Source organism: Prauserella shujinwangii, assembly GCF_003001955.1.
Classification (GTDB): domain Bacteria; phylum Actinomycetota; class Actinomycetes; order Mycobacteriales; family Pseudonocardiaceae; genus Qaidamihabitans; species Qaidamihabitans shujinwangii.
The window spans coordinates 272,621-297,173 of sequence record NZ_PVNH01000005.1 but is presented as its reverse complement, the minus strand read 5'-3'; the positions used below and the strand labels follow the sequence as shown (position 1 = coordinate 297,173).

The following is a 24,553-nucleotide window of genomic DNA, read 5'->3' as shown; positions in this document are numbered from 1 at the left end:
GGCTTAATGATCGACCTACGCAGGCTCCAGGTGCTTCGGGTGCTCGCCGAGCGGGAAACGATCACGGCGACGGCCGAGGTGCTGCACCTGACCCCGTCCGCGGTCTCCCAGCAGCTGAAGACACTGAGCCGGGACCTCGGAGTCGAGCTCCTGCGCCGGGACGGCAGGCGGGTCCGCCTCACGCCGGCCGCACTCGCCCTGCTGGAACACACCGAAAACCTGTACGAGCAATGGGAACGCGCACGGGCGGAGCTGGCCGAGCACGGCGGCTCCCCCGCGGGCAGGCTCGGGATATGCGGGGTCTCGTCGGCGATCGCCGCCCTGATCGCCCCCGCCGTGACCCGGTTGCGGCGGACGTACCCGCGGCTGGACGCGCACATCAGGGAGGAGGAGAGCGGCGACTGCTACGGGCTGCTGCAGTCCGAGGACTGCGACATCGCCGTCGTGCTCCCGACTTCCGAGGCCCCTCCGGAGGGGGACCCTCGGTTCGATCGGGCCCCGCTGCTCGACGATCCGCAGGATCTCCTTGTCCCCGAAGGGCATCCGCTCGCCGGCGCCGCCGAGGTCCGGCTTGCCGACGCCGCGGGTGAGTGGTGGATCGTGAAACCACCGCACAACGACACCTACCCGCTGCTGCTCACCGCGTGCGCGGCGGCGGGATTCACGCCACGAATCTCCCACCACGTCAAGGAATGGTTCGCCGTCTCCGCGCTCGTGGCGGAGGGAGCGGGGGTGTGCCTGCTGCCGAGACTCGTGCCGCTCCCGGAACGGCACGCGGTCGTTCGGGTGCCGTTGCACGGGCAGCCACGGCCGTCGCGACGGTTCGTCACGTGCGTGCGCACGGGAAGCGCCACCGCTCCCGCGATCGCCGCGGGACTGGCCGCGCTGCGGGACGCGGCCGCTACTGCCGTGCGCGCTGCTTGATCCGCGACGTCAGTTCCTGCACCTGGTCGTAGATACGGCGCCGCTCGGCCATCTCCTTGCGGATCTTCTTGTCCGCGTGCATCACCGTGGTGTGGTCGCGGCCGCCGAACGTCTGCCCGATCCTCGGCAGCGACATGTCCGTGAGCTCGCGGCAGAGGTACATCGCGATCTGCCGGGCGGTGGCGAGCGCCTTCGTCTTCCCCGGCCCGCACAGATCGTCCATCGTGACGTCGAAGAACTCCGCCGTGACGCCCATGATCGTGGAGGCGCTGATCTCCGGTGCCTGCGAGTCGGGAATGAGGTCCCGCAACACGATCTCGGCGAGTCCGACGTCCACCGGCTGCTGGTTCAGCGACGCGAACGCGGTGACGCGGATCAGCGCGCCTTCCAGCTCCCGGATGTTGGCCTCGATGCGCGCGGCGATGAACTCCAGTACGTCGCCGGGCACGGCGAGCCGGTCCTGGGCCGCCTTCTTCCGCAGGATCGCGATGCGGGTCTCCAGCTCCGGCGGCTGGATGTCGGTGATCAGACCCCACTCGAACCGTGTGCGCAGCCGGTCCTCCAGCGTCTCCAGCCGCTTCGGTGGCCGGTCGGACGACACGACGATCTGCTTGTTGGCGTTGTGCAGCGTGTTGAAGGTGTGGAAGAACTCCTCCTGGGTTCCTTCCTTGCCTTCGAGGAACTGGATGTCGTCGACGAGCAGGATGTCGATGTCCCGGTACCGCCGCTGGAACGCGACCTTGCGGTCGTCGCGCAGCGAGTTGATGAAGTCGTTGGTGAACTCCTCGGTCGACACGTACCGCACGCGCATGCCGGGGAACAGCCGCTGGGCGTAGTGACCGACGGCGTGCAGCAGGTGGGTCTTGCCCAGCCCGGACTCACCCCAGATGAACAACGGGTTGTACGCGCGCGACGGTGCCTCGGCCACCGCGACGGCGGCCGCGTGGGCGAACCGGTTGGACGCGCCGATGACGAACGTGTCGAACGTGTACTTCTCGTTCAGCCGCGTCTTGGAGGTCTGCGGCTGGGCCGGCGCGGTGTACGGCTGGCCCGCGATCGGCTGGCCGGAGAAGGTGGGCCAGATCTCGTGGACCGCCGCGAGGGCGTCACCCTCCTCGTCGACCTCCTCCTCCCCGTCGTCGGACTGCTCGAGCGGCTTCGGCGGAGCCTGGTGCTGGGGGTGCTGCGCGTGGTGCGGACGCTGTGCGGGCGGCGGGTGCTGCGCGTGCTGGGGCGGCGGCAGCTCGGCGGAGTCCGCTCTCGGCTGCCGGATGGCGGGAATGACGATGGTGTCCTCGGCCGACGGCAGGGGCGGCGCGTCCGTGCGCGCTCCGTTGCCGCCCTCGGCACGCCCGGGTGAGCTCTGGTACCGGGTGGGTGGTGTGGGGGCGGGGGCGCTGTCCGCGGTGTCCACCTTGACCGCGAGCGAGACGTCGCGGCCGAGCCTGCGGGAGAGAGCCTCTGTTATCGGCTCGCGCAGCGCGCGCTCGATCGCCTCCTTCGCGAAGTCGCTCGGCGCGGCGAGCAGTGCGGTGCCGTCCAGCAGCCCGATCGGCCTCGTGACGCGCATCCAGGCGCGCTGCTGCGGGGAGAGGGTTCCGTCGGCGAGCTCTCGAACGACCTGCTCCCAGACCACTGTCAGGTTCAGCTGGTGCTCAGACACCCTGCTCCGCTCCCCTCCCCTCGTCGACCGCACCTGTCCGGCGGCTCCGGGAAGCCGTCATAGCAGGTTCCGTGGCCCCGCGCAGCAGGTATCCACATAGTTGTCCACAACTGTGCACTAATGTACGGCGGACCCACGGCACTCCACCCGCGGGTTCAAAGGTACGTCCGGCCGGAGCCTCCCACATCTCCAGCGGCGGTACCGAGCCCCTCTACCCGGTACGCCGAGAAGGGGCACGCTAACAAGCCCCGCGAGTTGTCACAAGGCATCGTTCGGGGCAAGCATTTCACGGTCGCGGAGCGTGTGCCATCCGATGCTCGGCGCGCTGCTCACGGCGGCGTCCCGGCTGATCGCGCAGCGCTACGCAAGGGGCCGGTTTCGGTGTCACCGGGGCGGGTGCGTACCCTCGTAAGGTCTGCCGCTGACAGCGGGCCCGTTTCGCGTGCCCATGTTCACTCGCCCGGCGTGCCGAGGCGGAGCGCCCAGGTCGGTAGGAGACACCAGATGCAGACGTGTTGTGAGCGCGACACGCCCAGGCAGGCGCAAGTCGTGCATGGGATCGAGACCGGGAGAACTGAGCCGTGAGCAAGGGCAAGCGCACCTTCCAGCCGAACAACCGCCGACGCGCGCGGACCCACGGGTTCCGGCTGCGGATGCGCACGAGGGCAGGCCGCGCCATCCTGGCGGCCCGTCGACGCAAGGGCCGGCAGCGGCTGTCCGCCTGAGCTCCGCCGACCTGCGAGGCGTTGCGTGCTTCCGGCCAACGCTCGCCTGCGGCGGAGTGAGGAGTTCCGTGCCGTCCTGCGCGGCGGCGTCCGAGCCGGGCGCCGCCGCCTTGTGCTGCACGCACTACCTGGCCCCCGGCCGGGCGAGCGCACCCGGGCGGGGTTCGTGGTGAGCAAGGCGGTCGGCAACTCCGTCGTCCGCCACCGGGTCACCAGACGGCTGCGGCACCTTGTCGCGGACCGTCTCGGAACCTTGCCGGAGGGTAGTGCGTTGGTCGTACGGGCCCTGCCCCCCGCCGCCACCGCGACGAGTGCTGAGCTCGGCTCGGATCTCGATGCCGCGCTGCGGCGGTTGAACCTGTTGCCCGCCGACCGGGCGGGCGAACCGGCCGGACCCCGGCATCGCCGGGACGCGGCCACGACGATGGACCAGCGGTGTGAGTGAAGCGCGAATGGCCGGCGACGAGGCCGCCGAGACCCGACGGGCGGAGGGCCGTACCCGGCCTACGCCGGTGGCGTGGGTTCTGCTGCTCCCCATCCGCCTCTATCGCAGTATCTCCCAGTACCTGCCCCCGATGTGCCGGTTCTATCCGAGCTGCAGCGCGTACGCGGCCGAGGCGCTGACGCGCCACGGCGCCGCCCGCGGCTCGTACCTGGCCGTGCGCCGCCTGCTGCGGTGCGGTCCGTGGACCCCGCCGGGGCGCGACCCCGTGCCGGAGAAGTTCAGCTTCCGGCACCACAGTCCTGGTATGTCTACCGAGGAGTAGCTCAGTGCTCGACTTCATCTACTACCCTGTGTCGTTCATCCTGTGGTGCTGGCACAAGGTATTCGGGTTCGTCTTCGGCGACGACAACGCGATTTCCTGGATCCTCGCGATCGTCTTCCTGACCTTCACGGTCCGCGGCATCATGTTCAAGCCGTTCGTGAACCAGGTCCGGTCGATGAAGAAGATGCAGGACTTCGCGCCGGAGATCAAGAAGATCCAGAAGAAGTACGCGAACGACCGGCAGCGCCAGGCGCAGGAGATGCAGAAGCTCCAGCGCGAGCACGGCGTCAATCCCCTCGGCAGCTGCCTGCCGCTGCTCCTGCAGATCCCCGTCTTCATCGGTCTGAACTGGGTGCTCCGGAACTTCTACCCGGGCAAGGAGAGCAACTACTTCTTCGACGCCGAGGGCGTCCGCTCGTACGTCGACGCGAAGATCTTCGGCGTCAACCTCGGTGACGCGATCAACCACGTGTCGATGATGGGCGGCCCGGACATCGCGGAGACGGGCTGGCAGTGGAGCGTCGTCCCGGTGGCCCTGCCGCTGATGGTCGTCGCGAGCGTCGCGACCCACTTCACCGCGCGTCACTCGGTCGCGAGGCAGAACCCGGCCTCGGCGACGCAGCAGACCGCGATCATGAACCGGCTGACCCTCTGGATCTTCCCCGCCGGTGTGCTCGTGTTCGGTGCCTTCTTCCCGATCGGTCTGCTGCTCTACTGGCTCGCGAACAACGCGTGGACGCTCATGCAGCAGCGCCTCGTCTACACGAAGATCGACAAGGAAGAAGAGGCCAAGAAGGCCGAGGTCGTCGAGAAGCGCAGCAACCTCGCTCCCAAGCCGGGGCAGAAGCCCCAGGTCGGGCAGAAGCCGAAGCCGGGGCAGAAGCCGGCCCAGCAGCCGAAGTCCTCCGGGCAGAAGGGCGGCGGCAAGAGCGGCAAGAGTGGCACCGAGCAGGGCGCCGACAAGAGCGCCGACAAGGGTGCTGACACGAGCGCCGACAAGGCTGCCACCGGCAACGGCCAGTCCACCAAGAACGGCAAGTCCCCGAAGGGCGGTAGCAGCGTCAGGGGCGGTGCCTGGGCGAAGAACGGCGGGAACCAGCAGCGACCCGCGAGCCAGGGCAAGAAGGCGCAAGGGCGCAAGCGACGCTGACGCGATCGGGGCTGGAGAGGAGAATCGACATGGCGGAGACGGTCGAGGTGATCGGCGCCGACGAGGACGAGAAGGCTCAGGACGGCACCACGTCCGAGAGCGAGCGGGAGGCGCCGGAGGCCGATGACGACCTGCTGGTGCAGGAGGGCGACATCGCGGGTGACTACCTCGAGCGCCTGCTGGACATCCTGGACTACGACGGGGACATCGACCTGGACGTCGAGGCCGGGCGAGCGGTGGTGAGCATCGACGGCGGCGACGACCTCGAGAAGCTCGTCGGCCCGAGGGGAAATGTCCTGGAGGCGCTGCAGGAGCTGACCCGGCTGGCCGTGCAGCAGGAGACGGGTACACGCAGCCGCCTGATGCTCGACATCGCGGGATGGCGTGCGGCGCGTCGTGAGGAGCTGAGCGAGCTGGGGCGGAGCACGGCCGAGTCCGTGGTGTCGTCGGGTGAGCCAGTACGGCTGCAGCCGATGAGCCCGTTCGAGCGCAAGGTCGTGCACGATGCGGTGGCCTCCGTGCAGGGTGCCACCAGTGAGAGCGAGGGCGAGGAGCCCAAGCGCCGCGTGGTGGTGCTTCCGGCCTGAGCTACGCGACGACAAGTCGACAGCGGCCCACCGGCTCGTCCGGTGGGCCGCTTTCTTGTCTGCGCCCCGGTTTCACGTGAAACGCGGGATGGGTGGAGCCCGAACGCAGTGGACTTGTCCACACTTCCGGACTGTCGCACCGGCTTCTCGTGCCGGTCGGAGACAATGGGAAGGCAGCCGGTTTCACGTGAAACGGCGACCCTCGAGGAGTGTGCAGTGGGTGTTGACGGGCTCAGGCCGACCACGCCGGAGGCGGCGGCGCGAGTGTTCGGTGAGCGGGTGGACCGCGCCGAGCGGTTCGTCGATCTGCTCCGCAGGCACGGGGTCGAGCGCGGGCTGATCGGCCCGCGGGAGCTGGACCGGTTGTGGGAGCGGCACGTGCTGAACTCCGCGGTGCTGGGTGAGCGTGTTCCACGTGAAACACGGGTCATCGATGTGGGGTCTGGCGCCGGCTTCCCCGGCGTGCCCCTCGCGATCGCCCGACCGGACCTCGATATCGTGCTCCTGGAGCCGATGGCGCGCCGGGTGGACTGGCTGACCGAGGTGGCCGACACGCTGGAGTTGTCTCTGACCATCGTGCGCGGCCGCGCCGAGGAGAAGCGGATCCGGGAACAGCTTGGTACCGCGGATGTGGTCACGGCCCGGGCCGTCGCTCCCCTCGCCCGGCTCGCCTCCTGGTGCCTTCCGCTCGTCCGTCCGTCCGGTGTGGTGCTGGCGCTGAAGGGGGCGACCGCCGCGGAGGAGGTGGACCGGGACCGGAACGCGGTACTGCGGGCAGGCGGTGGTGAGCCGTCGGTCGAGAGCTGCGGTGCCGGGGTGCTGGAGACGCCCAGCACGGTGGTGGTGATCGAGCGTGTGCAGCCGCGGAGGCCGGAGCGTGCGCGGCCGCGGAGATCGCGGAGTACTCGTACGCGGTCGAGGTGAAAGGATTGGCGAGTGAATGACGACCAGTACGGAGTGGCCCATGTTCCACGTGAAACCGAGCAGCCGCGAGCGTGCCGCGGTCCGGAGGTGTGACGACCGGTGAACCCGCCCCAGGACACAGGCACCCACCACGACATCGGCTGGACGCCGATCGCCGAGGAGGCCGAACGTGCGGCTCGGGTGCTGCATCCCGAGGACCATCAACTGCCCCGGCCTTCGCACCGCCGGATCATGACGGTCGCCAACCAGAAGGGCGGCGTCGGCAAGACGACGACTGCGGTCAACCTCGCCGCGGGGCTGGCCCTTCACGGGCTCCGCACGCTCGTCATCGACCTCGACCCGCAGGGCAATGCCAGCACCGCGCTCAACGTGGACCACCGCTCGGGCACGCCCTCCGTCTACGAGATCCTGCTCGGTGAGGTGTCGCTCGTCGACGCGGCACAGGTGAGCGAGCAGTCCCCCAACCTGCTCTGCGTACCGGCGACCATCGATCTCGCCGGCGCGGAGATCGAACTCGTCTCGATGGCGTCGCGTGAGTCGAGGCTCAAGGAGGCGTTGTCGCGGGAGGCGCTCGAGGAGCTGGACGTCGACTACATCTTCATCGACTGCCCGCCGTCGCTGGGTCTGCTCACGGTGAACGCGATGGTGGCCGCCCACGAGGTGCTGATCCCGATCCAGTGCGAGTACTACGCGCTGGAGGGCCTCGGCCAGCTGCTCAACAACATCGATCTCGTGCAGAAGCACCTGAACCGCACGCTGGCGGTGTCGACCATCCTGCTCACCATGTACGACGGGCGCACCAAGCTTGCCGATCAGGTCACGCAGGAGGTCCGCAACCACTTCGGCGACGTCGTGCTGAAGACGGTCATCCCCCGGAGCGTGAAGGTGTCCGAGGCACCGGGCTACGGGCAGACCGTGCTCGCCTACGACCCCGGTTCACGGGGAGCGATGAGTTATCTGGACGCCGCGCGGGAGATGGCCGAGCGGGGAGCTGCGAGCAGGGAGCGACAATGAGCGAGCGGAGGGGCGGCCTCGGCCGCGGTCTTGCGGCCCTGATCCCCACCGGGCCGGTGAGCGAGGAAGGGACCGCCACCGCCCAGGTGAGCACGGAGCACGTCAACGGTGACGACAAGGGCTGGTTCGCGGCGAACAGCTCCATGCCGCAACACGCAGGCGAGGTGGCCGGTGCCGTCTACCGCGAGGTACCGGTCAGCTCGGTCAAGCCGAACCCCAAACAGCCTCGGCAGGTCTTCGACGAGGAGGCGCTCGCCGAGCTGGAACACTCGATCCGCGAGTTCGGGCTCATGCAGCCCATCGTCGTCCGAGTGCTACCCGGGGACGAGTACGAGCTCGTCATGGGCGAGCGGCGTCTCCGGGCCGCGCAGCAGGCGGAGCTCGAGTTCATTCCGGCGATCGTGCGGCAGACCGCCGATGAGGCGATGCTCCGCGACGCCCTGCTGGAGAACATCCACCGGGTCCAGCTGAACCCGCTGGAGGAGGCGGCGGCGTACCAGCAGCTGCTGGACGAGTTCGGCGTCACCCACGAGGAACTGGCGTCCCGTATCGGGCGCAGCCGTCCGGTGATCACCAACACGATCCGCCTGCTCCGGCTCCCCCTCGCCGTGCAGCGACGGGTGGCGGCCGGGGTGCTGTCCGCCGGTCACGCGCGGGCGCTGCTCTCCATTGAGGATGCGGAGCGGCAGGAGGAACTGGCCGCGCGCATCGTCGCCGAAGGACTCTCCGTACGGGCGACCGAGGAGGCAGTGACGCTCTCGAAGAGCGAGAGCAAGCCGAAGCAGAAGGCACCGGCACGCAAGCCGATGCAGGCGCCGGGGCTGCAGGACCTCGCCAACCGGCTCTCCGACACCTTCGACACTCGGGTGAAGGTCGATCTCGGCCGGCGCAAGGGCCGGATCGTGGTCGAGTTCGGTTCCGTCGACGACCTTGAGCGGATCGTCGCTCTCATGGACCCGAAGCAGGCAAATCGGACACGTCAGATCGATGAGGAATGACACCGGGACGTTTCGTCACGGTGATGATTGCCTTCCGGTGACCCGAAGTCACGCTGGGTCACCGGAAGCGAGGATCAGTTGCCGCGCCGGATCGCGCGGGCGACCAGGTCGGCGAACACCTCGCCGAGCGACGTGCCCGCCGCCTCCATCGCCATCGGGACGGTCGAGGTCTCGGTGAGTCCGGGCGAGAGATTGACCTCGAGGAAGTGCACGGTGCCGTCCCGCGCGACGACCGCGTCGGTACGCGAGATGTCGCGCAGGCCCAACAGCCGGTGCGCGCCGACAGCCAGCTCGCCGACCGCCTTGGCGGTGGTGTCGTTCAGCCGCGCCGGTGCGAAGAAGTCGGTGAGGCCTGCCGTGTACCGGGCCGTGTAGTCGTAGACGCCGTTCTCCGGCACGATCTCCACCGCGGGCAGGGCGTGGGGCCCGCCGTCCCGCTCCACGACCGTCACGGCCACCTCCACGCCGTCGACGTACTGCTCGGCGAGGACGGTGTCGCCGTACGCGAAGCAACCGACCATCGCGGTGGGCAGCTCGGCGGCATCCCGCACCACCTGGGTGCCGAGTGCCGAGCCACCCTGATCGGGCTTGAGGATCAGCGGCAGCCCCAGGCGTTCGACCATCGCGTCGAGCACCGCCTGCGCGCCGAGCTCGCGGAACGTGCTGTGCGGCAGCACCACCCAGTCCGGGGTCGCGAAGTCGGCCTTGGCGACGAGTGCCTTGGCGGTGGGCTTGTCCCAGGCCCGGCGGCAGCCCTGCGAGCTGGTGCCGACGAACGGTACGCCCAGCATCTCGAGAACGGTCTGCACCGAGCCGTTCTCGCCCTCTCCCCCGTGCAGGGCCACGACGGCGGCGTCGGGCCGTTCGTCGCGCAGCCGGGTGAGCAGGCCGGCGTCGGTGTCCCACTCGGCCACGGTCAGCCCCTCGCCGCGGAGCGCGGCCGACAGTCGCCTGCCGGACCGCAGCGACACGTCACGCTCGTGCGAGAGGCCACCGGCGAGCACGGCGACAGTACGATCGGCCACGCGAGAACTCCTCAATGTCCATGTTTGTCCGATGAGGACAGGCTGAATCCCTAGGCCGTGTCCGGGCCGGGGAACTGCGGCCCCGAGACGGCACGCGTGGTGACGCTACCGAACGTGCGCACGAGGTCCATTTCGGACTCCAGCACGCCGGCGAGCCTGCGCACGCCCTCGCGGATCCGCTCGGGGGTCGGGTAGCAGTACGACAGCCGCATCTGCCTGCTGCCGAAGCCGTCCGAGTAGAAGCCGGTGCCCGACGCGTAGGCGACCCGTGCGGTGACCGCACGCGGCAGCATGGCCTTCGTGTCGACGCCTTCGGGCACGGTCACCCACACGTAGAAGCCGCCGTCGGGATGGGTCCAGCTGCAGCCCGGCGGCATGTGCTGTTCCAGCGCCGAGATGATCGCGTCGCGACGTTCCCGGTAGTTCTCCCGGAAGGTCTTGATCTGGCCCTTCCAGTCGTGGGTCGAGAGGTAGCGCGACACCATCAGCTGGTTCAACGTCGGCGGGCACAGCGTGGCGGACTCGGCGGCGAGCACCAGCTTCTCGCGCACCGCATGCGGTGCGAGCACCCAGCCGACGCGCAGGCCGGAGGCGAACGTCTTGGAGAACGAGCCCAGGTACACCACGTTGTCCGGGTCCGTGGACCGCAGCGCCGGGTAGGTCTGGCCGTCGAAGCCGAGCAGGCCGTACGGGTTGTCCTCCACCACGAGCACGCCGTGCTGCCTGCAGATCTCCAGCACCTCCGCGCGGCGTTCGACCGCGAGCGTCACCCCGGCGGGGTTGTGGAAGTTCGGAATCGTGTAGAGGAACTTCACCCGCCTGCCCTGCCGCTCGGCCTGCGTCAGCGCCTCCCGCAGCGCCTCGGGCTGCAGGCCGTCGTCGTCCATGGCGACGTGCACGACCTTCGCCTGGTACGCGGCGAAGGAACCGAGCGCGCCGACGTAGGACGGCCCCTCGGCGAGCACGACATCGCCCGGGTCGCAGAACAGCCGCGTGACCATGTCGAGGCCCATCTGCGAGCCGACGGTCACCACCACGTCGTCCGGGTGGGCGGAGATGCCCTCCATCGCCATGATCTCGCAGATCTGCTCGCGGAGCGTGGGCACGCCGTGCGCGGAGCCGTACTGCAGCGCGACCAGGCCGTCCTCGGCGATCAGCTCCGCCATCTGCGAGGACAGCGAGTCCAGCGGCAGCGCGGCGAGGTTCGGCATGCCGCCGGCCAGCGAGACGACCTCCGGCCTGCTCGCCACCGCGAACAACGCTCGGATCTCCGAGGCCGTCATGCCCTCCGTACGGGCGGCGTAACGGGCGAGATGCGGGTCGAGGTTGTGGCGGCCGGGCTCGGAACCCGGGCGGTGCTCGGGCGGCTGGGAGGCAGTCATCGCATACTTCTGTCTGCGTCGTGGCGCGTCGGCGGGCAAGGGCGCTACCTGCGGGTAGACCCCGTCGAGTGTAACGGGCGCCCGGAGGCGGCCTCCCGGGTTTCCGGCGCTCGTCACATCGGCCTATGCTCTAACCGGACTCGTTGGCCCGCGTGGCGCGCGTCAGCCATCGCATTTCACTTCACGCACGTTCCGGGGAGGGCTTCGTGTCGCGACGCGTCGTGGGCGTGACGCTGGACAACCTGGAGCAGCTGCCACTGCGCTGCCGACGTTGTGTCTACTGGGAGCTCGCCCCGCATCTGCGGGAGGAGGCCGAGCGCTTCGGCGAGACCGAGGTCGAGAAGGAGGCGTGGGTCTCGGCCGTGCTGCTCGAATGGGGCTCGTGCGGCCGCATCATCCACAGCGGCGACCTGCCGGTCGGGTTCGTGCTGTACGCGCCGCCGAACGCGGTACCGAGGGCCAACGCGTTCCCCACGTCCCCGCCGAGCGCGGACGCCGTGCTGCTGACCGCGTTCCACCTGCTGCCGGAGTTCCGTGGCGGCGGTCTGGGACGGCTCCTCGTGCAGGCGGTGGCGAAGGACCTCACCCGCCGCGGGGTGCGTGCGGTGGAGGCGTTCGGCGACGCCCAGCCCGAGGAGCGGCAGAACGACGAGGAGCATCACTGTGTGGTGCCCGCGGCCTTCCTGCAGAGCGTCGGTTTCAAGACCGTACGGCCGCATCCCCGGTGGCCGCGCCTGCGACTGGAGCTGCGGTCGGGTATCTCGTGGAAGGAAGACGTGGAGGCCGCGCTGGAGAAGCTTCTCGGCGAGGTCAGCGTCACCACGGCCGAACCGAGCGTGACCAGGGCGTAGCCTTCCGTCACCGACGTGGATGAGTTGTCCACAGAACTGTGCACAACCTCAGTGGTTGTCCACAGGCCTGTGGAGGTCACTCGGCCTTGGCGAGCTCGTGCGCGAGCACGTCGGCGAAGGTGAAGGTGCCGGTCGGCTGGTCGTTCTCCCCCAGCAGGTACAGGCGTTTGACCGCGACGAGGATGCCCTCGGCGACAACGTCGCGGAAGGCGGGGTCGGACAGCCTGCGCCGGTCGTCGGGGTTGGTCAGGTAGCCGATCTCGACCCGGACCGCGGGGCAGCGCGTGCGGGTGAAGATCTCCCACGTCTTCGGATGGGTGCGGCAGTCGAGCATCCCCGTCCGGGCCGCCAGCTCCCGCTGGATGTAGCCGGCCAGCAGCTCACCCACGGTGGAGGTGGTGCCGTTGCCGGTTCCGAAGTGGAAGCTCGCGACACCCTGCGCGTACGGCGAGCGGTTGCCGTCGTTGTGCAGGGAGAGGAACAGGTCGGCACCCGCGTCGTTGGCGAACCGGGCGCGGTCGGTCTCCGAGGGGCTGTGCGTGGGCCCGCGGGAGATCAGGGCCTCCATCCCGGTGGCCTTCATCCGGCCTTCGAGCCGCCGGGCGAGGTCCCAGGCGATGTCGGCCTCCCGCAGGCCGGCGACCACCACGCCGCTGTCGGCGCCCCCGTGGCCCGGGTCGATGACGATGCGCTTGCCGCGCAACCTCGGCCCCGCCCGCCGGACCTGCTCCTGCTCACGGAGGAAGACGGGCCGGCCACCGCGGGCCCTCGGGGACAGCTGGCGCAGCGCGCGGACGGTGCTCGGCCCGCAGATGCCGTCGACCACCAGTCCGTAGTCCCGCTGGAAGTTGCGCAGCGCGCCTTCGGTCTGCGGCCCGAAGCCGCCGTCGGGGCGGCCCGCGTCGTAGCCGAGTTCGGTGAGCCGCTCCTGGAGGGCGAAGACGTCGTCGCCGTGCACCGGCGAGGACACGAGGTAGGCGAGTGGTCTGCTGCCGAGGTGGTAGCTCGACCCGCGGAGCGCGCGGTAGGTCGCCGGACCGACGATGCCGTCGGTGATGAGGCCGCGACGTTGCTGGAAGGCGCGTACGGCGTGTTCCACCGCCGCGTCGAAAAACCCGTTACCGTCGGAGGCGTCTCCGTTCGGAAGCAGGTCCAGCGCCGCCAGCATGGACCTGATCTCGGCGACCTCCGGTCCGGCGTCGCCGCGGCGGAGTACCCGCATGCACTCCTCGCTCTTCCTCGGGCACCGAAGTGCGCTCGATGCTGTCCGAACAACTCGGGCCTTCCGGGCCCGCGGTCCCTATTGTGCCCTGTGGCCCTTCCGTCGGTGCGCAGGGCCGGACGGTGCGTTACCGGCCTGGTAGACGGGCTACGACGAAAAGGCCCGGAGGGTGCGGTCGCCCACACACCTCCGGGCCTGCCGGTCGCCCGGCTGGAGTCAGAGCACGTCCGCCAGATCGGACAGCAGGGCCGCCTTCGGCTTCGCGCCCACGATCTGCTTCACCGGCTTGCCGCCCTGGAACAGGATGAGGGTGGGCACGGACATGACCTGGTAGTCACGCGACGTGTTCGGGTTCTCGTCGATGTCGAGCTTCGCGACCTTCAGCTTGTCCTTGTGCTCGGAGGCGATCTCCTCCAGCACGGGGGCGACCATCTTGCACGGGCCGCACCAGGTCGCCCAGAAGTCGACGAGCACCGGCTTGTCGCTGGTCAGCACGTCGTCGGCGAAGCTCGCGTCGGTCACCTTGACGGTGTCGGACATTTCTACTCCTGTCGGTTTCCGGGACGGGATCAGTTGGCGCGGGGGGCGTAGCCGCCGCCCACCAGTTCGGGTGCCTCGTGGGCCTCGGCGACCTCGGCGTGCTCCGCGAGCCAGCGCTCCGCGTCGATCGCGGCGGCGCAGCCGGAGCCCGCGGCCGTGATCGCCTGCCGGTAGGTGCGGTCGACCAGGTCGCCCGCGGCGAAGACACCGTCGAGGTTCGTGTACGACGAGCGGCCCCTCGCCACCACGTAACCCTCGTCGTCGAGCTCGACCTGCCCGCGAACCAGTTCGCTGCGCGGGTCGTGCCCGATGGCGACGAAGAAGCCGGTGACGTCCAGCGTCGACTCCTCACCGGTCACGGTGTCCCGCAGCTTCAGCCCGGACACCTTCCCCTCCCCGAGCACCTCGGTGACCTGGGAGTTCAGCTTCCAGCGGATCTTCTCGTTGGCTCGCGCGCGCTCCAGCATGATCTTCGAGGCGCGGAACTCGTCGCGGCGGTGCACGATCGTCACCGTGCGGGCGAACTTCGTGAGGAAGGTCGCCTCCTCCATCGCCGAGTCGCCGCCGCCGACCACGGCGATGTCCTGGTCGCGGAAGAAGAAGCCGTCGCAGGTGGCGCAGGAGGACACACCACGGCCGAGGAGCTCCTGCTCACCCGGCACGTTGAGGTACCTCGCCGCGGCGCCCATGGCGAGGACGACCGCCCGGGCGGCGTAGCGCTTGCCGTTGGCGGTCACGTACTTGACGGGGCCGGCGAGCTCGACCTGCTCCACGTCCTCGGTGCGCAGGTCGGCGCCGAAGACTTTGGCCTGCTCGCGCATCTCCTCCATCAGGTCCGGTCCCTGGATCCCCGACCGGAACCCGGGGTAGTTCTCGACCTCGGTGGTGGTCATGAGCGCACCACCGAACTGTGAACCCTCGAACACCAGCGGTTCGAGCTGGGCGCGGGCCGCGTACACGGCAGCGGTGTACCCGGCGGGACCCGATCCGACGATGATCAGGTTCCGAACGTCCTCTGCAGCCACCCGTGACCTCCGCTTCGTCAACGCCTGCGTACCAGGCTCAACACGATCGTAGGGGCGGGTGTTCCCGACGTGACGGACGCCGCCGCGGTCCCAGGTCGTGAGACGTCAGCCGCTCTTGCGGCCGATCACCTCGTCCCGGAGGACACCGGGATCGCCTGGCCCGCAGCCGGGTTCCACGGCGACGAGCCGGAACTGCGCGAGCTGTCCGGTGGGGTAGAGCGCCAGCACGGCCCGCTTGCCGTCGATCGTGGCCGGGCGGACTCCGACGGGCCTCCCGCTCACCTGGACACCGCTCGCGGACAGGCACGCGTCCAGACGTTCCTGGGTGCCCAGCGGGCCGAAGTCACGGACCCCGCTGACCTCGCCCACCGCGGCGCCCAGGTTGTCCCCGCTCAGTGCGAGGGCGGGTGCGTCGGTCGGGGCCGACGTCGGCTCGGCGACGTTGGGTGTGCCCGCCTCCTCACCGGCCGGCAGGGCGAGCACGATACCGGCCACCACGGCCGCGGCGGCGGTGAGGAGTCCCGCGCCCCAGCCAAGGCGCCGGGTGCGCCGCCTGCGGGCGGCGTCGAGGCTCACGACGGGAGCGCCCGCACCCGCCTGCCGTTCCTGCTCCAGCGCCTGGTCGATGCGCGCCGCGACCTCGGCGGGCATGGGCGGCACCGGCTCGCTGGGCAACGCGGACAGGTCCGCGGTGGTGGCCTCCAGCGCCTCGATGATCGCGCGTGCCTCGGGGTCGGCGTTCACCTGGGGCCACAGCCGGGCGGCCTCGTGTTCGTCCAGCACACCGGCGTGGAGGTCGGCGAGCACGTCGACAGACCACGGGGGGCCGACGACCCCGCCGTGCCCCCTGCTCTCGTCCGTCATCGTCCCTCCCCGTGTTTGCTTTCGTGAGTTGGGACGCCCGCGTCGCTGCCCGGGTTCCGCAGATGTCCGAGAACTTTGGCGAGTTTCGCCCGGCCTCTCGCGCATCTGCTCTTCACGGTCCCCTCCGCGATGCCCAGCATGGTGGCGGTCTCGGCGACCGAGTAGCCCTCCACGTCCACCAGCACGATCGGCATCCGCTGGTCCTCGGGCAGCTGGTCGAGCGCCTCCTGGACCACCAGCCGCGTCTCCCGTTCGGCCATCGAGTCGCGTGGCACGGCCGGTTCGTTGTGCCCGGCCTCGGGCAGCGGCACGGTCGGTCGCGCCTGCCGCCTGCGCACCCGGTCGAGGCAGGCGTTCACCACGATCCGGTGCAGCCACGTGGTCACCTGGGATTCCGCGCGGAAGTTGGCGGCCGCGCGGAACGCCGAGATGAAGGCGTCCTGCAGGGCGTCGGCGGCTTCTTCCGGGTCGCGGAGCGTGCGCAGGGCGACGGCCCACATGCGGTCCCGGTGGCGCCGGACCAGCTCGTTGAACGCGTGGGGGTCGCCCGCTGCATGCGCTGCTATGAGATCGGCATCCGTGGGCGCTGCGGCGGTCACCCGGCAGACATTACTAAGTCGCCACGTTCCGTTTCGCCCGGTGTCGGCAGCCGCTGTGGCGAGTCACCCGTTCGCGCCGAATCGAACACATGTTCGAGTATGGTGCTACCGTGGCGGGATGAATCCGAGAATGACCGAGGGATCGGGTGATGCGGAGCTGCTCACCTCGATCCTGGAGCACCACCTGGCGATTCGCCGCCTCGAGGACCTGCGGCTCGCGCTGATAGCCGAGATCGACCGGGAGGGCGTCGCCAGGCAGGCGGGCTACCCGGGCACCGTGGAACTGGTCATGGACCTGCTGCTGCTCGACCGGCGCCAGGCGCGGCGCGTGGTCGCCGAGGCGCGGGACAGGGCACCGCTGGGCGCTGAGCACCGCGGCACCTCCGGCAGGGACCCCTGACCGCACGCCGGGTGAGCGTCGGTCAGCGCACCAGCCGGAAGAACGCTCGGAGCTCCGCGACGAACTGCTCGGGTTGCTCGGCTGCCGCGAAGTGCCCGCCCCGGTCCAGTTCGTTCCGGATGTCGGGAAACCGGCGGGCGGCCCAGCGGCGGGAGATCCGCGGGATCTCCTTCGGGTAGATCGAGCAGCCGGTGGGCACGGCGACCGTGTCCGTGCTCGTGCCCTGGAACGTCTCCGACACCGAGCGGAAGCTCTCCCAGTACAGCCGCGCCGAGGACGTGGCCGTGCCGGTGAGCCAGTACAGCGTCACGTCGTCGAGCATCTCGTCGCGGGTCAGCGCGTTTTCCGGATGGCCTGCGCAGTCGGTCCAGGCCCGGAACTTCTCCACGATCCACGCGCAGAGGCCGGCCGGGGAGTCGGTCAGCGCGTAGCCGACCGTCTGGGGCCGGGTTCGCTGCTGCTCGGCATAGCCCGACTCCTCGGCGCCGGCCCGGTCGAGATCCGCGAGCGCTGCCCGCTCGATGCCGGTGAGGTCGTCGAACGTCGCCGGGTCCGGAGCGGCCAGTGGCGGCACGAGGTGGATTCCCACCACGCGGTCCGGAGCCTGTTTGCCGATGCACGTGGTGATCGTCGTGCCCCAGTCGCTGCCCGCCGCGCCGAACCGGTCGTAGCCGAGCCGATTCATCAACCGGACCCAGGCGGCGGCGATGCGCTCGACGCCCCAGCCGGCACGGTCGGGCTTGTCGCTGAACCCGTAGCCCGGCAGCGACGGCACGACGACGTCGAACGCGTCGGCGGCGTCGCCCCCGTACGCGGGCGGATCGGTGAGGGGGCCCAGCACCTTCAGGTACTCCACCACCGAACCGGGCCAGCCGTTGGTGAGCACGAGCGGAATCGCACCCACGTGCGGGGAGCGCACGTGCAGGAAGTGGATACCAAGCCCGTCGATCTCGGTGCGGAACTGCGGAAACGCGTTGAGCCTGCGCTCGGTGGCCCGCCAGTCGTACTCCTCGGCCCAATAGCGGCAGAGCTCACGCAGGTACTCCCTGGGCACGCCCTGCGACCAGTCCGGCACGGTCTCCGGTTCGGGCCAGCGGGTGCGGGCGAGCCGGGACCGCAGGTCGGCGAGATCGTGCTCGGGAACGTCGACGCAGAACGGCGTCAGTGCGCCGCTCATCCGGCCGGCAGGAACTGCAGCTCGCCGAACTCGGACACGTACTGGTCGCCGTCGCTGGAGAGCTGCGTGATCCAGACGATCACGTACTGCGTGGAGGCGGGTTGCTGGAGGGAGAGCTCGGTCTCGATGTCCTCGAGCGTGCCGGAGGCGACCACCCGCGTGTCGTCCAGCTGCGGATCGGGCGAGTCGGCGGTGCGGATCTCGACGGTGGTGCCGGGGCTGTCGGCGGTCACCTTCACCTTCGACAGGTCGATCGGCTGATCGAACGTGGCGACGAGCCCGACACCCGACTTGAAGGCGGGGAACTGCTGGCGGTACTGGTCCGTGCGCCAGATCGTGGCGGGGTCGCCGTCGACGGCCCGGCCCGCGTTCGCGACCCCGTCGCCCTCGCCTTCCGGGTTGTAGACGGTGACCTCCGCGGGTGGCACCGGGTCGCCGGTGGCCGCGGGGTCGGGGGCCGGGGACCTCGGCTGATCCTGGTTCTGCCCCGGTGGAGGCTGCTGCTGCGTGGGCGTGGGGTCGGCCAGGTTGACGGCGGGCCCGCTGGCCGAGGGGTCGTCCTGGAAGAAGCTGATCGCCATCATGCCGAGCCAGGCGAGGATGCCGACCGCCGCGACGACCAGCACGGTCACGCCCAGGGCGAGCTTGCGCCTGCGGGCGGCGTCCTTCACCGGCTTCTTCGTGGTCCACACCCCGCCGTCGGGGTCGGGCTCGACCGGGTTGATGAGCTGGGTGCGCTCGGCGGCCTCGGCGATGTCCTCCAGCACCTTGAGGATCGCCGCACTCGTCCGGATCCCGCCGTGGCCCCCATCCTCGACGGTGCGCACGGCCAGTGCGGACAGCTCCTCGGGGACGTTCGGCTCCAGCGAGCTGGCGGGCAGTACTCTCCCGTTCGGCGACCTCGGCGCCGTGCGGATGCCAGGTGGCCCGCCCGGCAACGCCCAGCGGCCGGTGAGCAGCAGGTACAGCACGGCACCGAGCGCCTTCACGTCGTCGCGCAGGGTGGCGTCCGGCAGCGGACCGGGGAACGCGAGCCGCAGCCTGCCGTCCGGCGTCAACCGGATCCGCTGCGGGTGGTCCAGGCCGAGCACGAGCCCGGACTGGTGCGCACGTTCCACCGACTCGGCCAGCGCCTGCACCATCCGGGCCGCCGCACCCGGCTCCACCGGCCGCTCGGCGACCAGGTCGACCAGGTCGGTGCCCTTCGTCCACTCGGCGACGATGATGCCGAGCAGTCCCTCGCTGGAGCTGATGCCGCTGCCGAGGCTGAGTACGTCGAGCACCCTGGCGATGCCGGGGTGGCCGAACTTGGCGGCGTGCGCCGCGCGTTCGAGGGTGCGCCGGGCGAGCCGGGCCGCCTCGGCGTCGGCGGGGTCACCGACGAGCATCGTCAGCGCCACGTCGCGGCGCAGCTGGCCGTCGCGGGCACGCCACAGGTGCGCCCCGGCGCGCTCGTCGATGCCGAACTGGGCGAGCAGCCGATACCGGCCGTCGCCGACGACGCTTCCGGGCGCCAGCGATCCACCCCGTGTACGAATGCCCACTCGGGTCGGACCCCCTGCCTGCTCGCTCCTGTCCCACCTACCCGTCGAGGGTACGTGAACGCGGGCCCCTGGCGAGCGGAAGCGGTCGGCGCCCACTCACCCTCTGCGCAGCAACCGGGTGATCCGCCGCGTCACGGGGGCCAGCTCATCGACCTTGAGGGCGATGAGCACGCCGAAGGATACGCCGATGCCGACGATGCCCTGGAGGAAGAGCTTGATCCAAGCCTGCGTGATCGGGCCGATGGAGTCGGGCACGAGCATGCCGACCAGGGTGGCGGCCAGCGCGCCGAGGCCGCTCGCGACGACCGTGAACAGGATGACCCCGAGCACCCGCTTGCTGCGGAGGTTGCCGAGCTTCACCCACAGCCAGACCTGGCCGAGGACCGCGCCGACGACGAAGACCATCGAGTTCACCATCATCACGCCGAGCACGACGTTGACGGGGTGCAGCACCGCGGCGGCGAGGTACAGCAGCGGGATCTTGACCGCGGTCATCACGACCATGATCAGCGTGGGGGTCCGGGAGTCCTTCATCGCGTAGAACACGCGCATCTGGAGCATCACCAGCGCGTACGGGAGCAGGCCGAACGCCGAGATCGCGAGCGACTGGCCGAGCCGCTCGGCGTCGGCGACGGAGCCCTTGCCCAGTGCGAACAGCGCGACGCCGATCGACGTGCCCGCCACGGCCATGACCGCGGAGACCGGCAGCAGCATCAGCGTGGTGAGCCTCGACCCGTAGGACAGGTCACCGATCAGCCGCTTGTAGTCGCCGTCGGCGGCCGACCGGCTCATCTTCGGCATGAGGGCGGTGAGCAGGGAGACGCCGATGACGCCGTAGGGCAGCTGAAACAGCAGCCACGCGTTCGAGTAGATCGAGGGACCACCCGCGGCGCCGCCGGTGAGCACGCGCGTGTTCACGATCATGCCGACCTGGCTGACGGCGACGTAGCCGAGGATCCACAGCGCGAGGCCGCCGAACTCCTTGAGCCGGTCGTCGATGCCCCACCGCCACTTGAACCGGAAACCGGAGCGGCGCAGCGGGGGGATGAGGAACAGCGCCTGCGCGACCATCGCGGTGAGCACGCCGATGCCGAGCACCAGGACCTTCGGCTCGCTCATCTCCGTCGGGATGACCGTCGGGTCACCGGGGGCCACCGCGAAGGCGGCGATCGTGGCGAAGATGACGAGGTTGTTCACCACGGGCGCCCACTGCGCGGGACCGAAGATCTGCTTGGCGTTGAGCACCGCGGACAGGACGGCGAACATGCCGTAGAACAGCAGGCCGGGCAGCAGCAGGTAGGCGAACCAGGTCGCCAGCTGCGGGTTGCCGCCGCCGCCCTCCTCCATCAGCAGCTCGATCAGCCACGGTGCGAGCGCGGTCGACACCACGGTGCCCACGCCGAGGATCGTCGCGGCCATGGTGAGCAGCCGCTGGGTGTACGCCTCGCCACCGTCCTCGTCGTCCTGTGAGCGCACGAGCAGCGGTACGACGACACTGGTCAGCACGCCGCCGAGCAGCAGCTCGTTGATGATGAGCGGCAGCGTGTTCGCGACCGTGAACGAGTCGTACAGCACGCCGAGCGTCGCCACCCACGCCAGCATGACCTTCCAGGCGAACCCGGTGATCCGGCTCGTCAGCGTGGCGATGGCCATGCGGCCGCTGGCCTTGGCCACCGAAGGAGCCTTCGGCCGCTCCTTGGGAGCAGGTTCGAGCTGGACCGCGGGCAGGCGGTCGCCGATCGGTTCGGCGGGCCGGGGACCATCGAGGATCCTCGGCAGCATCCGCGTGGCGAGCTCGTCGTAGGGCCGCAGCACATCCGGGTCGGCGGCAGGCCAGCGCACGCCGGGCGGCACCCCGCGCTCCCTCGGGATGTACATCGTCGCGTCGGGCCGCTGCTGTTCCGGTGGCCTGCGCCTCCCGCCGTCCCGCGCCTCCTGGCTCCACGGGCGGACGGGCTGCTGCCGCTGACCGCGGTCGTGCTGCCTGCCCCGGTGTGGTGCCGGCCCGGGTGGCCGGGGCGGCTGCTGCGGAGGTGGCTGCTGCTGTGCCTGCGGTGCCGGAGGTGGTGGCGATGCTGGTGGCGGCTGTGCGGGTGGTGGCGGCTGGTGTGGTGGTGGCTGCTGGTGCCGGGGCGGTCCCGGTGCGGCCTGCCGCGGCGGGTACTGCCTCGGCTGCGGCCTGCCCGCGGGCGGGACCTGGCCGCGGTACTGGTTGGGCTGGCCGTCCCGGCGTGGCGCCCGTTCCGGGGGCGGCTGCCGGTCGGAACGGCGCGGTGGGACACGGTCAGAGCGGCGCGGCCTCTCGGCACGCTCGGGCGGCTGGCCCGGCTCTCTGTCCAACACGCGCCCAATCCTCGACGGTCAGCTTGGTCGATTCAGGGTAATCCGTGACCGGCGGAAACTCAGGACCTGTCGGTTCTGTCGCCGCGCACCCTGCGGTAGATGCGCCTGCCGGACAGCAGCACGAGTGCCCCTCCCGCGGTGGCCGTGAGCACGACCGTGAACAGGCCGAACTCGGTCGACGTCAGCTCCAGCTGAGCGGGTGTCCCCAGCCGCGTGCCACCCGGCGTGGTCAACGCCACGTTGATGTTGAACCGGCCCGTCCGCAGCGCGTCCGCGGGGATGTACCGGGTCACCCGGCTGCCCGCGGCGAGCGGGGTGTCCGGGATGTCGGCTGGACGCAACCCGGCGATGTTCTCCAGGTTGATCTTCACGGTGATGGCCACCGGAAGTGAGTTGCTGAGGGTGACCGGCAGCGGGCTCGAGTCGGAGGCCAGCGACACCGCCTGCTCCGGGGTGGCGACGGTGACGCGGTGGGTCAGCGCGTCGGTCTGCTCCCTGGCGGGGGCGGCGACCGCGGCCGCGGTGCCGACGTCGGTGCGCCACGCCGCGGACGTGGCCCGCAGCACCGCGTTGTGCAAGGGCTGCACGACGGCCGCGGGCTGGACCTGACGGGTGGGATCGACCGCCATCGCCTGTTCCAGGTCGGCGGCCGTCCGCTGGACGTCGGCCAGTTCGTCCAGGACCGACTGGTCCGGTTCCCGCAGGGACGCCGAGGACGCCGAGGACGCCGTCATGTCCCGCGGCGCGGCGGTTCCGGCAGCTTCTCCGGCCAGCAGGTCGTCCAGCGAGGTGGGCTGGACCAGCCCGGACAGCCGCAGGGCCGTCAGTGAGTCCAGCAGCGTGTCGAGCTCCGTCGCCGAGATCTCCCACCGCCGGGGCGGCGCCACCAGCACCGGGGCCGCCGTGTCCTGGTCGTCGAGACCGGCCCGGAAGGCCACGGCGGCGATGCCGTTCTGCGCGGCCACGTCGGGCTCGTCGGCAGGGGTGAGGTTGGCCGACGCGGCGTTGCCCTCGCCGGCGAGGCCGGCGGCGACGAGCGAGTCGTACGGCAGCGCGCGCAGCCCGGTGCCGGAGATGTCGAACGGAGCGGAACCGAGGCCGGTGTTCGCCCCGTCGTTCGCGGAGGTCCGCACCTGGAGCGGGCCGGTGATCATCGTGGTCGCACCGGACCGGGCCGCGGCGCCGAGTGCGTCCTGGGTGAGCGAGCCGCTCGGCCACACCACACCCTGCCTCGGCTGGACCTTGAGCACGCTGAGCACCGAGGCCCCGGTCAGCGCGTCGTCGGTCAGCTCCTCGCTGCCGGGGAGCCTGGTCAGCGTGCTGAGGCTGGCGTCGGCGTAGGGAATCTGGACGACGCAGTGTCCCGCGACCAGGTCCCGCAGCGACGCCAGCCAGCGCTTGGCGTCGTTGCGGCCCTTGCCGGGGATGGTCCCCGACGGCGTGTGGACCTGGTAGCCGGAGGTCATCGCCTCGACCGTGTCGACCAGCTCCGGGTCGATCGCGAAGCACAGCGAGCCGAACACCAGGTCGTCGCGCCGCGCCAGGGCCGAGGAGACGAGCGCGTCGAGGCGGCCACCGGGGCGCAGCTCGGCGGCGAGCCGGTCGTCGGACAGCACGATCTGCTCGTCGTACGGCGCCGCGACGACCTTGGGGGACGACGACGTGATCGGCCACAGCACCGAGACCGGTGTCGGCGCGGGCGGGGTCGCCCTGGTGCCCTGTCCCGGTACGCCGACCACCGGCAGGAGCAGGTGCAGTGCGGCGAGCCGGGCCGGACCACCGTAGGCGGGCGTGCCGTTGACGTTGACGAGCATCGGATGGACACCCGGCTCGCCGACGGGGAAGGTCCCGTCCGCGAGCGGGACCGCGATGTCGATGCGCGCGCTCTGCCCTGGTTCGAGCTCGGCGGCGAGGTCGATCCAGTCCGTGATCGGGGTGTCGGTGGGCGGCGCCTCGGCCATCGCGCCGCGCAGTTCCCGCTCACTGCTCTGCCGCTGGCCGAGCTGCAGCTGCACGATGACGTCGGAGATCCGGCGGTCGCTCACGTTGCTGACCGACCCGGTGACCCGCAGGGTCTGGTCGTGCTCGGTCACCACTCTCGGCGTCATGCGGTCGATGTCCAGCCGGAGCATCTGCTCGTCCAGCGGCTGCGCACCGGCCCGCGCCGGCGCGCCGAACAGGGCATGCGCCACGAGGAACACCAGTGCCAGCGCGAACGCGCCGAGCGTCTTCACCCTTCGGCTCCCTCGAACAGGTCGCGCGCCTTGCGCACGAGCTTGCGCTCGTCGGCGTAGGCCAGCCTGCTCTCCAGCTCGGTGAGCGGCACCCAGGCCACCTCGGTCACCTCGACGTCCTCGTCGGACAGCTCGCCCCCGTTGGCCTCGAGGAGGAAGTGGTGCACGGTCTTGTGCACCCGTCGGCGCTCGGCGACGAACCAGTAGTCGATCGTGCCGAGCGGCTGCAGCACGTGCGCGGAAATACCGGTCTCCTCCTTCACCTCGCGCACCGCGGTCTGCTCCGTCGTCTCGCCGTCCTCGATGTGGCCCTTGGGCAGCGACCAGAGCAGTCTGCCCTGCCGGTCGAGCCTGCCGATGAGTACCGCGTGCGCACGCGCGGCATCGACGACCAAGCCGCCGGCGGACGTCTCGTCCACCGTGGTCAGCCTCCTGCCGCGGCGGCGCCGGGACCGCCGTCCCGGTTTGGCACCACCGGAGCGACCGGCCGATCCAGGCATGCTGCGATGCTAGAGCAAACGGCGTGACCGGTACGCTGGCTTCTCGTGTCCGTGTTGATCCACCTGTGTAGTAAGTGCACCGCTCCGGGGGTGGG

General features: G+C 70.5%; 24 protein-coding genes. 11 read left to right on the top strand and 13 right to left on the bottom strand.

The window, feature by feature from the left end; all coding sequences use genetic code 11:
* Nucleotides 1–6: 6 nt before the first annotated feature.
* Nucleotides 7–924, top strand: coding sequence for a LysR family transcriptional regulator (locus tag B0I33_RS14135; RefSeq protein WP_106179207.1), 918 nt, complete (start codon nt 7–9; stop codon nt 922–924).
* On the opposite strand, the gene dnaA is transcribed toward B0I33_RS14135, so the two are convergent.
* Nucleotides 902–2,587, bottom strand: a complete 1,686-nt coding sequence (gene dnaA, locus B0I33_RS14130) for a chromosomal replication initiator protein DnaA (RefSeq protein WP_106179206.1) — start codon at nt 2,585–2,587, stop codon at nt 902–904. The genes B0I33_RS14135 and dnaA overlap by 23 nt on opposite strands.
* A gap of 581 nt (nt 2,588–3,168) precedes the next feature.
* On the opposite strand from dnaA, the gene rpmH reads away from it, so the two are divergent.
* The 8 genes from rpmH (at nt 3,169) to B0I33_RS14090 (ending at nt 8,752) form a co-directional block, all read left to right on the top strand.
* A complete protein-coding gene (rpmH, locus tag B0I33_RS14125) occupies nt 3,169–3,312 on the top strand; it encodes a 50S ribosomal protein L34 (protein WP_083841012.1) in 144 nt (47 codons plus the stop codon).
* A gap of 25 nt (nt 3,313–3,337) precedes the next feature.
* Nucleotides 3,338–3,757: a ribonuclease P protein component gene (gene rnpA / locus B0I33_RS14120; protein ID WP_106179205.1), complete on the top strand. Its 420-nt coding sequence runs from the start codon at nt 3,338–3,340 to the stop codon at nt 3,755–3,757.
* Between the two features lie 7 nt (nt 3,758–3,764).
* Entirely contained in the window at nt 3,765–4,079 is a 315-nt protein-coding gene (yidD, locus tag B0I33_RS14115) for a membrane protein insertion efficiency factor YidD (protein WP_106179204.1), read from the top strand.
* 4 nt (nt 4,080–4,083) lie between these two features.
* On the top strand, nt 4,084–5,229 hold the full coding sequence (gene yidC, locus B0I33_RS14110; RefSeq protein ID WP_106179203.1) for a membrane protein insertase YidC: 1,146 nt from the start codon (nt 4,084–4,086) through the stop codon (nt 5,227–5,229).
* Between the two features lie 29 nt (nt 5,230–5,258).
* Nucleotides 5,259–5,816, top strand: a complete 558-nt coding sequence (locus B0I33_RS14105; RefSeq protein WP_106179202.1) for a Jag family protein — start codon at nt 5,259–5,261, stop codon at nt 5,814–5,816.
* Nucleotides 5,817–6,032: 216 nt separating this feature from the next.
* A complete protein-coding gene (gene rsmG, locus B0I33_RS14100; protein WP_245900671.1) occupies nt 6,033–6,740 on the top strand; it encodes a 16S rRNA (guanine(527)-N(7))-methyltransferase RsmG in 708 nt (235 codons plus the stop codon).
* 99 nt (nt 6,741–6,839) lie between these two features.
* A complete protein-coding gene (locus tag B0I33_RS14095) occupies nt 6,840–7,754 on the top strand; it encodes a ParA family protein (RefSeq protein ID WP_106179200.1) in 915 nt (304 codons plus the stop codon).
* On the top strand, nt 7,751–8,752 hold the full coding sequence (locus tag B0I33_RS14090) for a ParB/RepB/Spo0J family partition protein (RefSeq protein ID WP_106179199.1): 1,002 nt from the start codon (nt 7,751–7,753) through the stop codon (nt 8,750–8,752). Before B0I33_RS14095 ends, B0I33_RS14090 begins: the two co-directional genes overlap by 4 nt.
* A 74-nt stretch (nt 8,753–8,826) precedes the next feature.
* Here the strand turns inward: B0I33_RS14090 and B0I33_RS14085 are convergent, their stop codons facing one another.
* Entirely contained in the window at nt 8,827–9,777 is a 951-nt protein-coding gene (locus B0I33_RS14085; protein ID WP_106179198.1) for a D-alanine--D-alanine ligase family protein, read from the bottom strand.
* Nucleotides 9,778–9,827: 50 nt separating this feature from the next.
* Nucleotides 9,828–11,159, bottom strand: a complete 1,332-nt coding sequence (locus tag B0I33_RS14080) for an aminotransferase-like domain-containing protein (protein ID WP_106179197.1) — start codon at nt 11,157–11,159, stop codon at nt 9,828–9,830.
* 206 nt (nt 11,160–11,365) lie between these two features.
* Here B0I33_RS14080 and B0I33_RS14075 point away from each other — a divergent pair, with 206 nt between their 5' ends.
* On the top strand, nt 11,366–12,010 hold the full coding sequence (locus B0I33_RS14075; RefSeq protein ID WP_106179196.1) for a GNAT family N-acetyltransferase: 645 nt from the start codon (nt 11,366–11,368) through the stop codon (nt 12,008–12,010).
* A gap of 76 nt (nt 12,011–12,086) precedes the next feature.
* Here B0I33_RS14075 and B0I33_RS14070 read toward each other — a convergent pair whose 3' ends face one another.
* The 5 genes from B0I33_RS14070 to sigM all read right to left on the bottom strand — a co-directional run bounded on the left by B0I33_RS14070 (nt 12,087) and on the right by sigM (nt 16,260).
* Complete coding sequence (locus B0I33_RS14070) at nt 12,087–13,232, bottom strand: N-acetylmuramoyl-L-alanine amidase (RefSeq protein WP_106179195.1); 1,146 nt, start codon at nt 13,230–13,232, stop codon at nt 12,087–12,089.
* A 216-nt stretch (nt 13,233–13,448) separates the two neighbouring features.
* A complete protein-coding gene (gene trxA, locus B0I33_RS14065) occupies nt 13,449–13,772 on the bottom strand; it encodes a thioredoxin (RefSeq protein WP_106179194.1) in 324 nt (107 codons plus the stop codon).
* A gap of 29 nt (nt 13,773–13,801) precedes the next feature.
* Nucleotides 13,802–14,797 (bottom strand): thioredoxin-disulfide reductase, encoded by a 996-nt coding sequence (trxB, locus tag B0I33_RS14060; RefSeq protein ID WP_106179193.1) that lies wholly within the window; start codon nt 14,795–14,797, stop codon nt 13,802–13,804.
* 105 nt (nt 14,798–14,902) lie between these two features.
* Complete coding sequence (locus B0I33_RS14055) at nt 14,903–15,661, bottom strand: hypothetical protein (protein ID WP_106179192.1); 759 nt, start codon at nt 15,659–15,661, stop codon at nt 14,903–14,905.
* On the bottom strand, nt 15,658–16,260 hold the full coding sequence (sigM, locus tag B0I33_RS14050) for an RNA polymerase sigma factor SigM (protein WP_106179191.1): 603 nt from the start codon (nt 16,258–16,260) through the stop codon (nt 15,658–15,660). The genes B0I33_RS14055 and sigM overlap by 4 nt, the downstream gene beginning before the upstream one ends.
* Nucleotides 16,261–16,378: 118 nt before the next feature.
* Between sigM and B0I33_RS14045 the strand changes: the two genes are divergently transcribed.
* On the top strand, nt 16,379–16,660 hold the full coding sequence (locus tag B0I33_RS14045) for a hypothetical protein (protein ID WP_146147495.1): 282 nt from the start codon (nt 16,379–16,381) through the stop codon (nt 16,658–16,660).
* Between the two features lie 22 nt (nt 16,661–16,682).
* Here B0I33_RS14045 and B0I33_RS14040 read toward each other — a convergent pair whose 3' ends face one another.
* From B0I33_RS14040 to B0I33_RS14020, 5 genes are all read right to left on the bottom strand, one after another.
* Complete coding sequence (locus B0I33_RS14040) at nt 16,683–17,837, bottom strand: epoxide hydrolase family protein (RefSeq protein ID WP_106179189.1); 1,155 nt, start codon at nt 17,835–17,837, stop codon at nt 16,683–16,685.
* On the bottom strand, nt 17,834–19,381 hold the full coding sequence (locus B0I33_RS14035; RefSeq protein ID WP_106179188.1) for a protein kinase family protein: 1,548 nt from the start codon (nt 19,379–19,381) through the stop codon (nt 17,834–17,836). Before B0I33_RS14035 ends, B0I33_RS14040 begins: the two co-directional genes overlap by 4 nt.
* A gap of 96 nt (nt 19,382–19,477) precedes the next feature.
* On the bottom strand, nt 19,478–21,259 hold the full coding sequence (murJ, locus tag B0I33_RS14030) for a murein biosynthesis integral membrane protein MurJ (protein WP_106179187.1): 1,782 nt from the start codon (nt 21,257–21,259) through the stop codon (nt 19,478–19,480).
* A gap of 524 nt (nt 21,260–21,783) precedes the next feature.
* On the bottom strand, nt 21,784–23,958 hold the full coding sequence (locus tag B0I33_RS14025) for a DUF6049 family protein (RefSeq protein ID WP_106179186.1): 2,175 nt from the start codon (nt 23,956–23,958) through the stop codon (nt 21,784–21,786).
* Nucleotides 23,955–24,458, bottom strand: a complete 504-nt coding sequence (locus B0I33_RS14020; protein WP_106179185.1) for an NUDIX hydrolase — start codon at nt 24,456–24,458, stop codon at nt 23,955–23,957. Before B0I33_RS14020 ends, B0I33_RS14025 begins: the two co-directional genes overlap by 4 nt.
* Nucleotides 24,459–24,553: the final 95 nt, after the last annotated feature.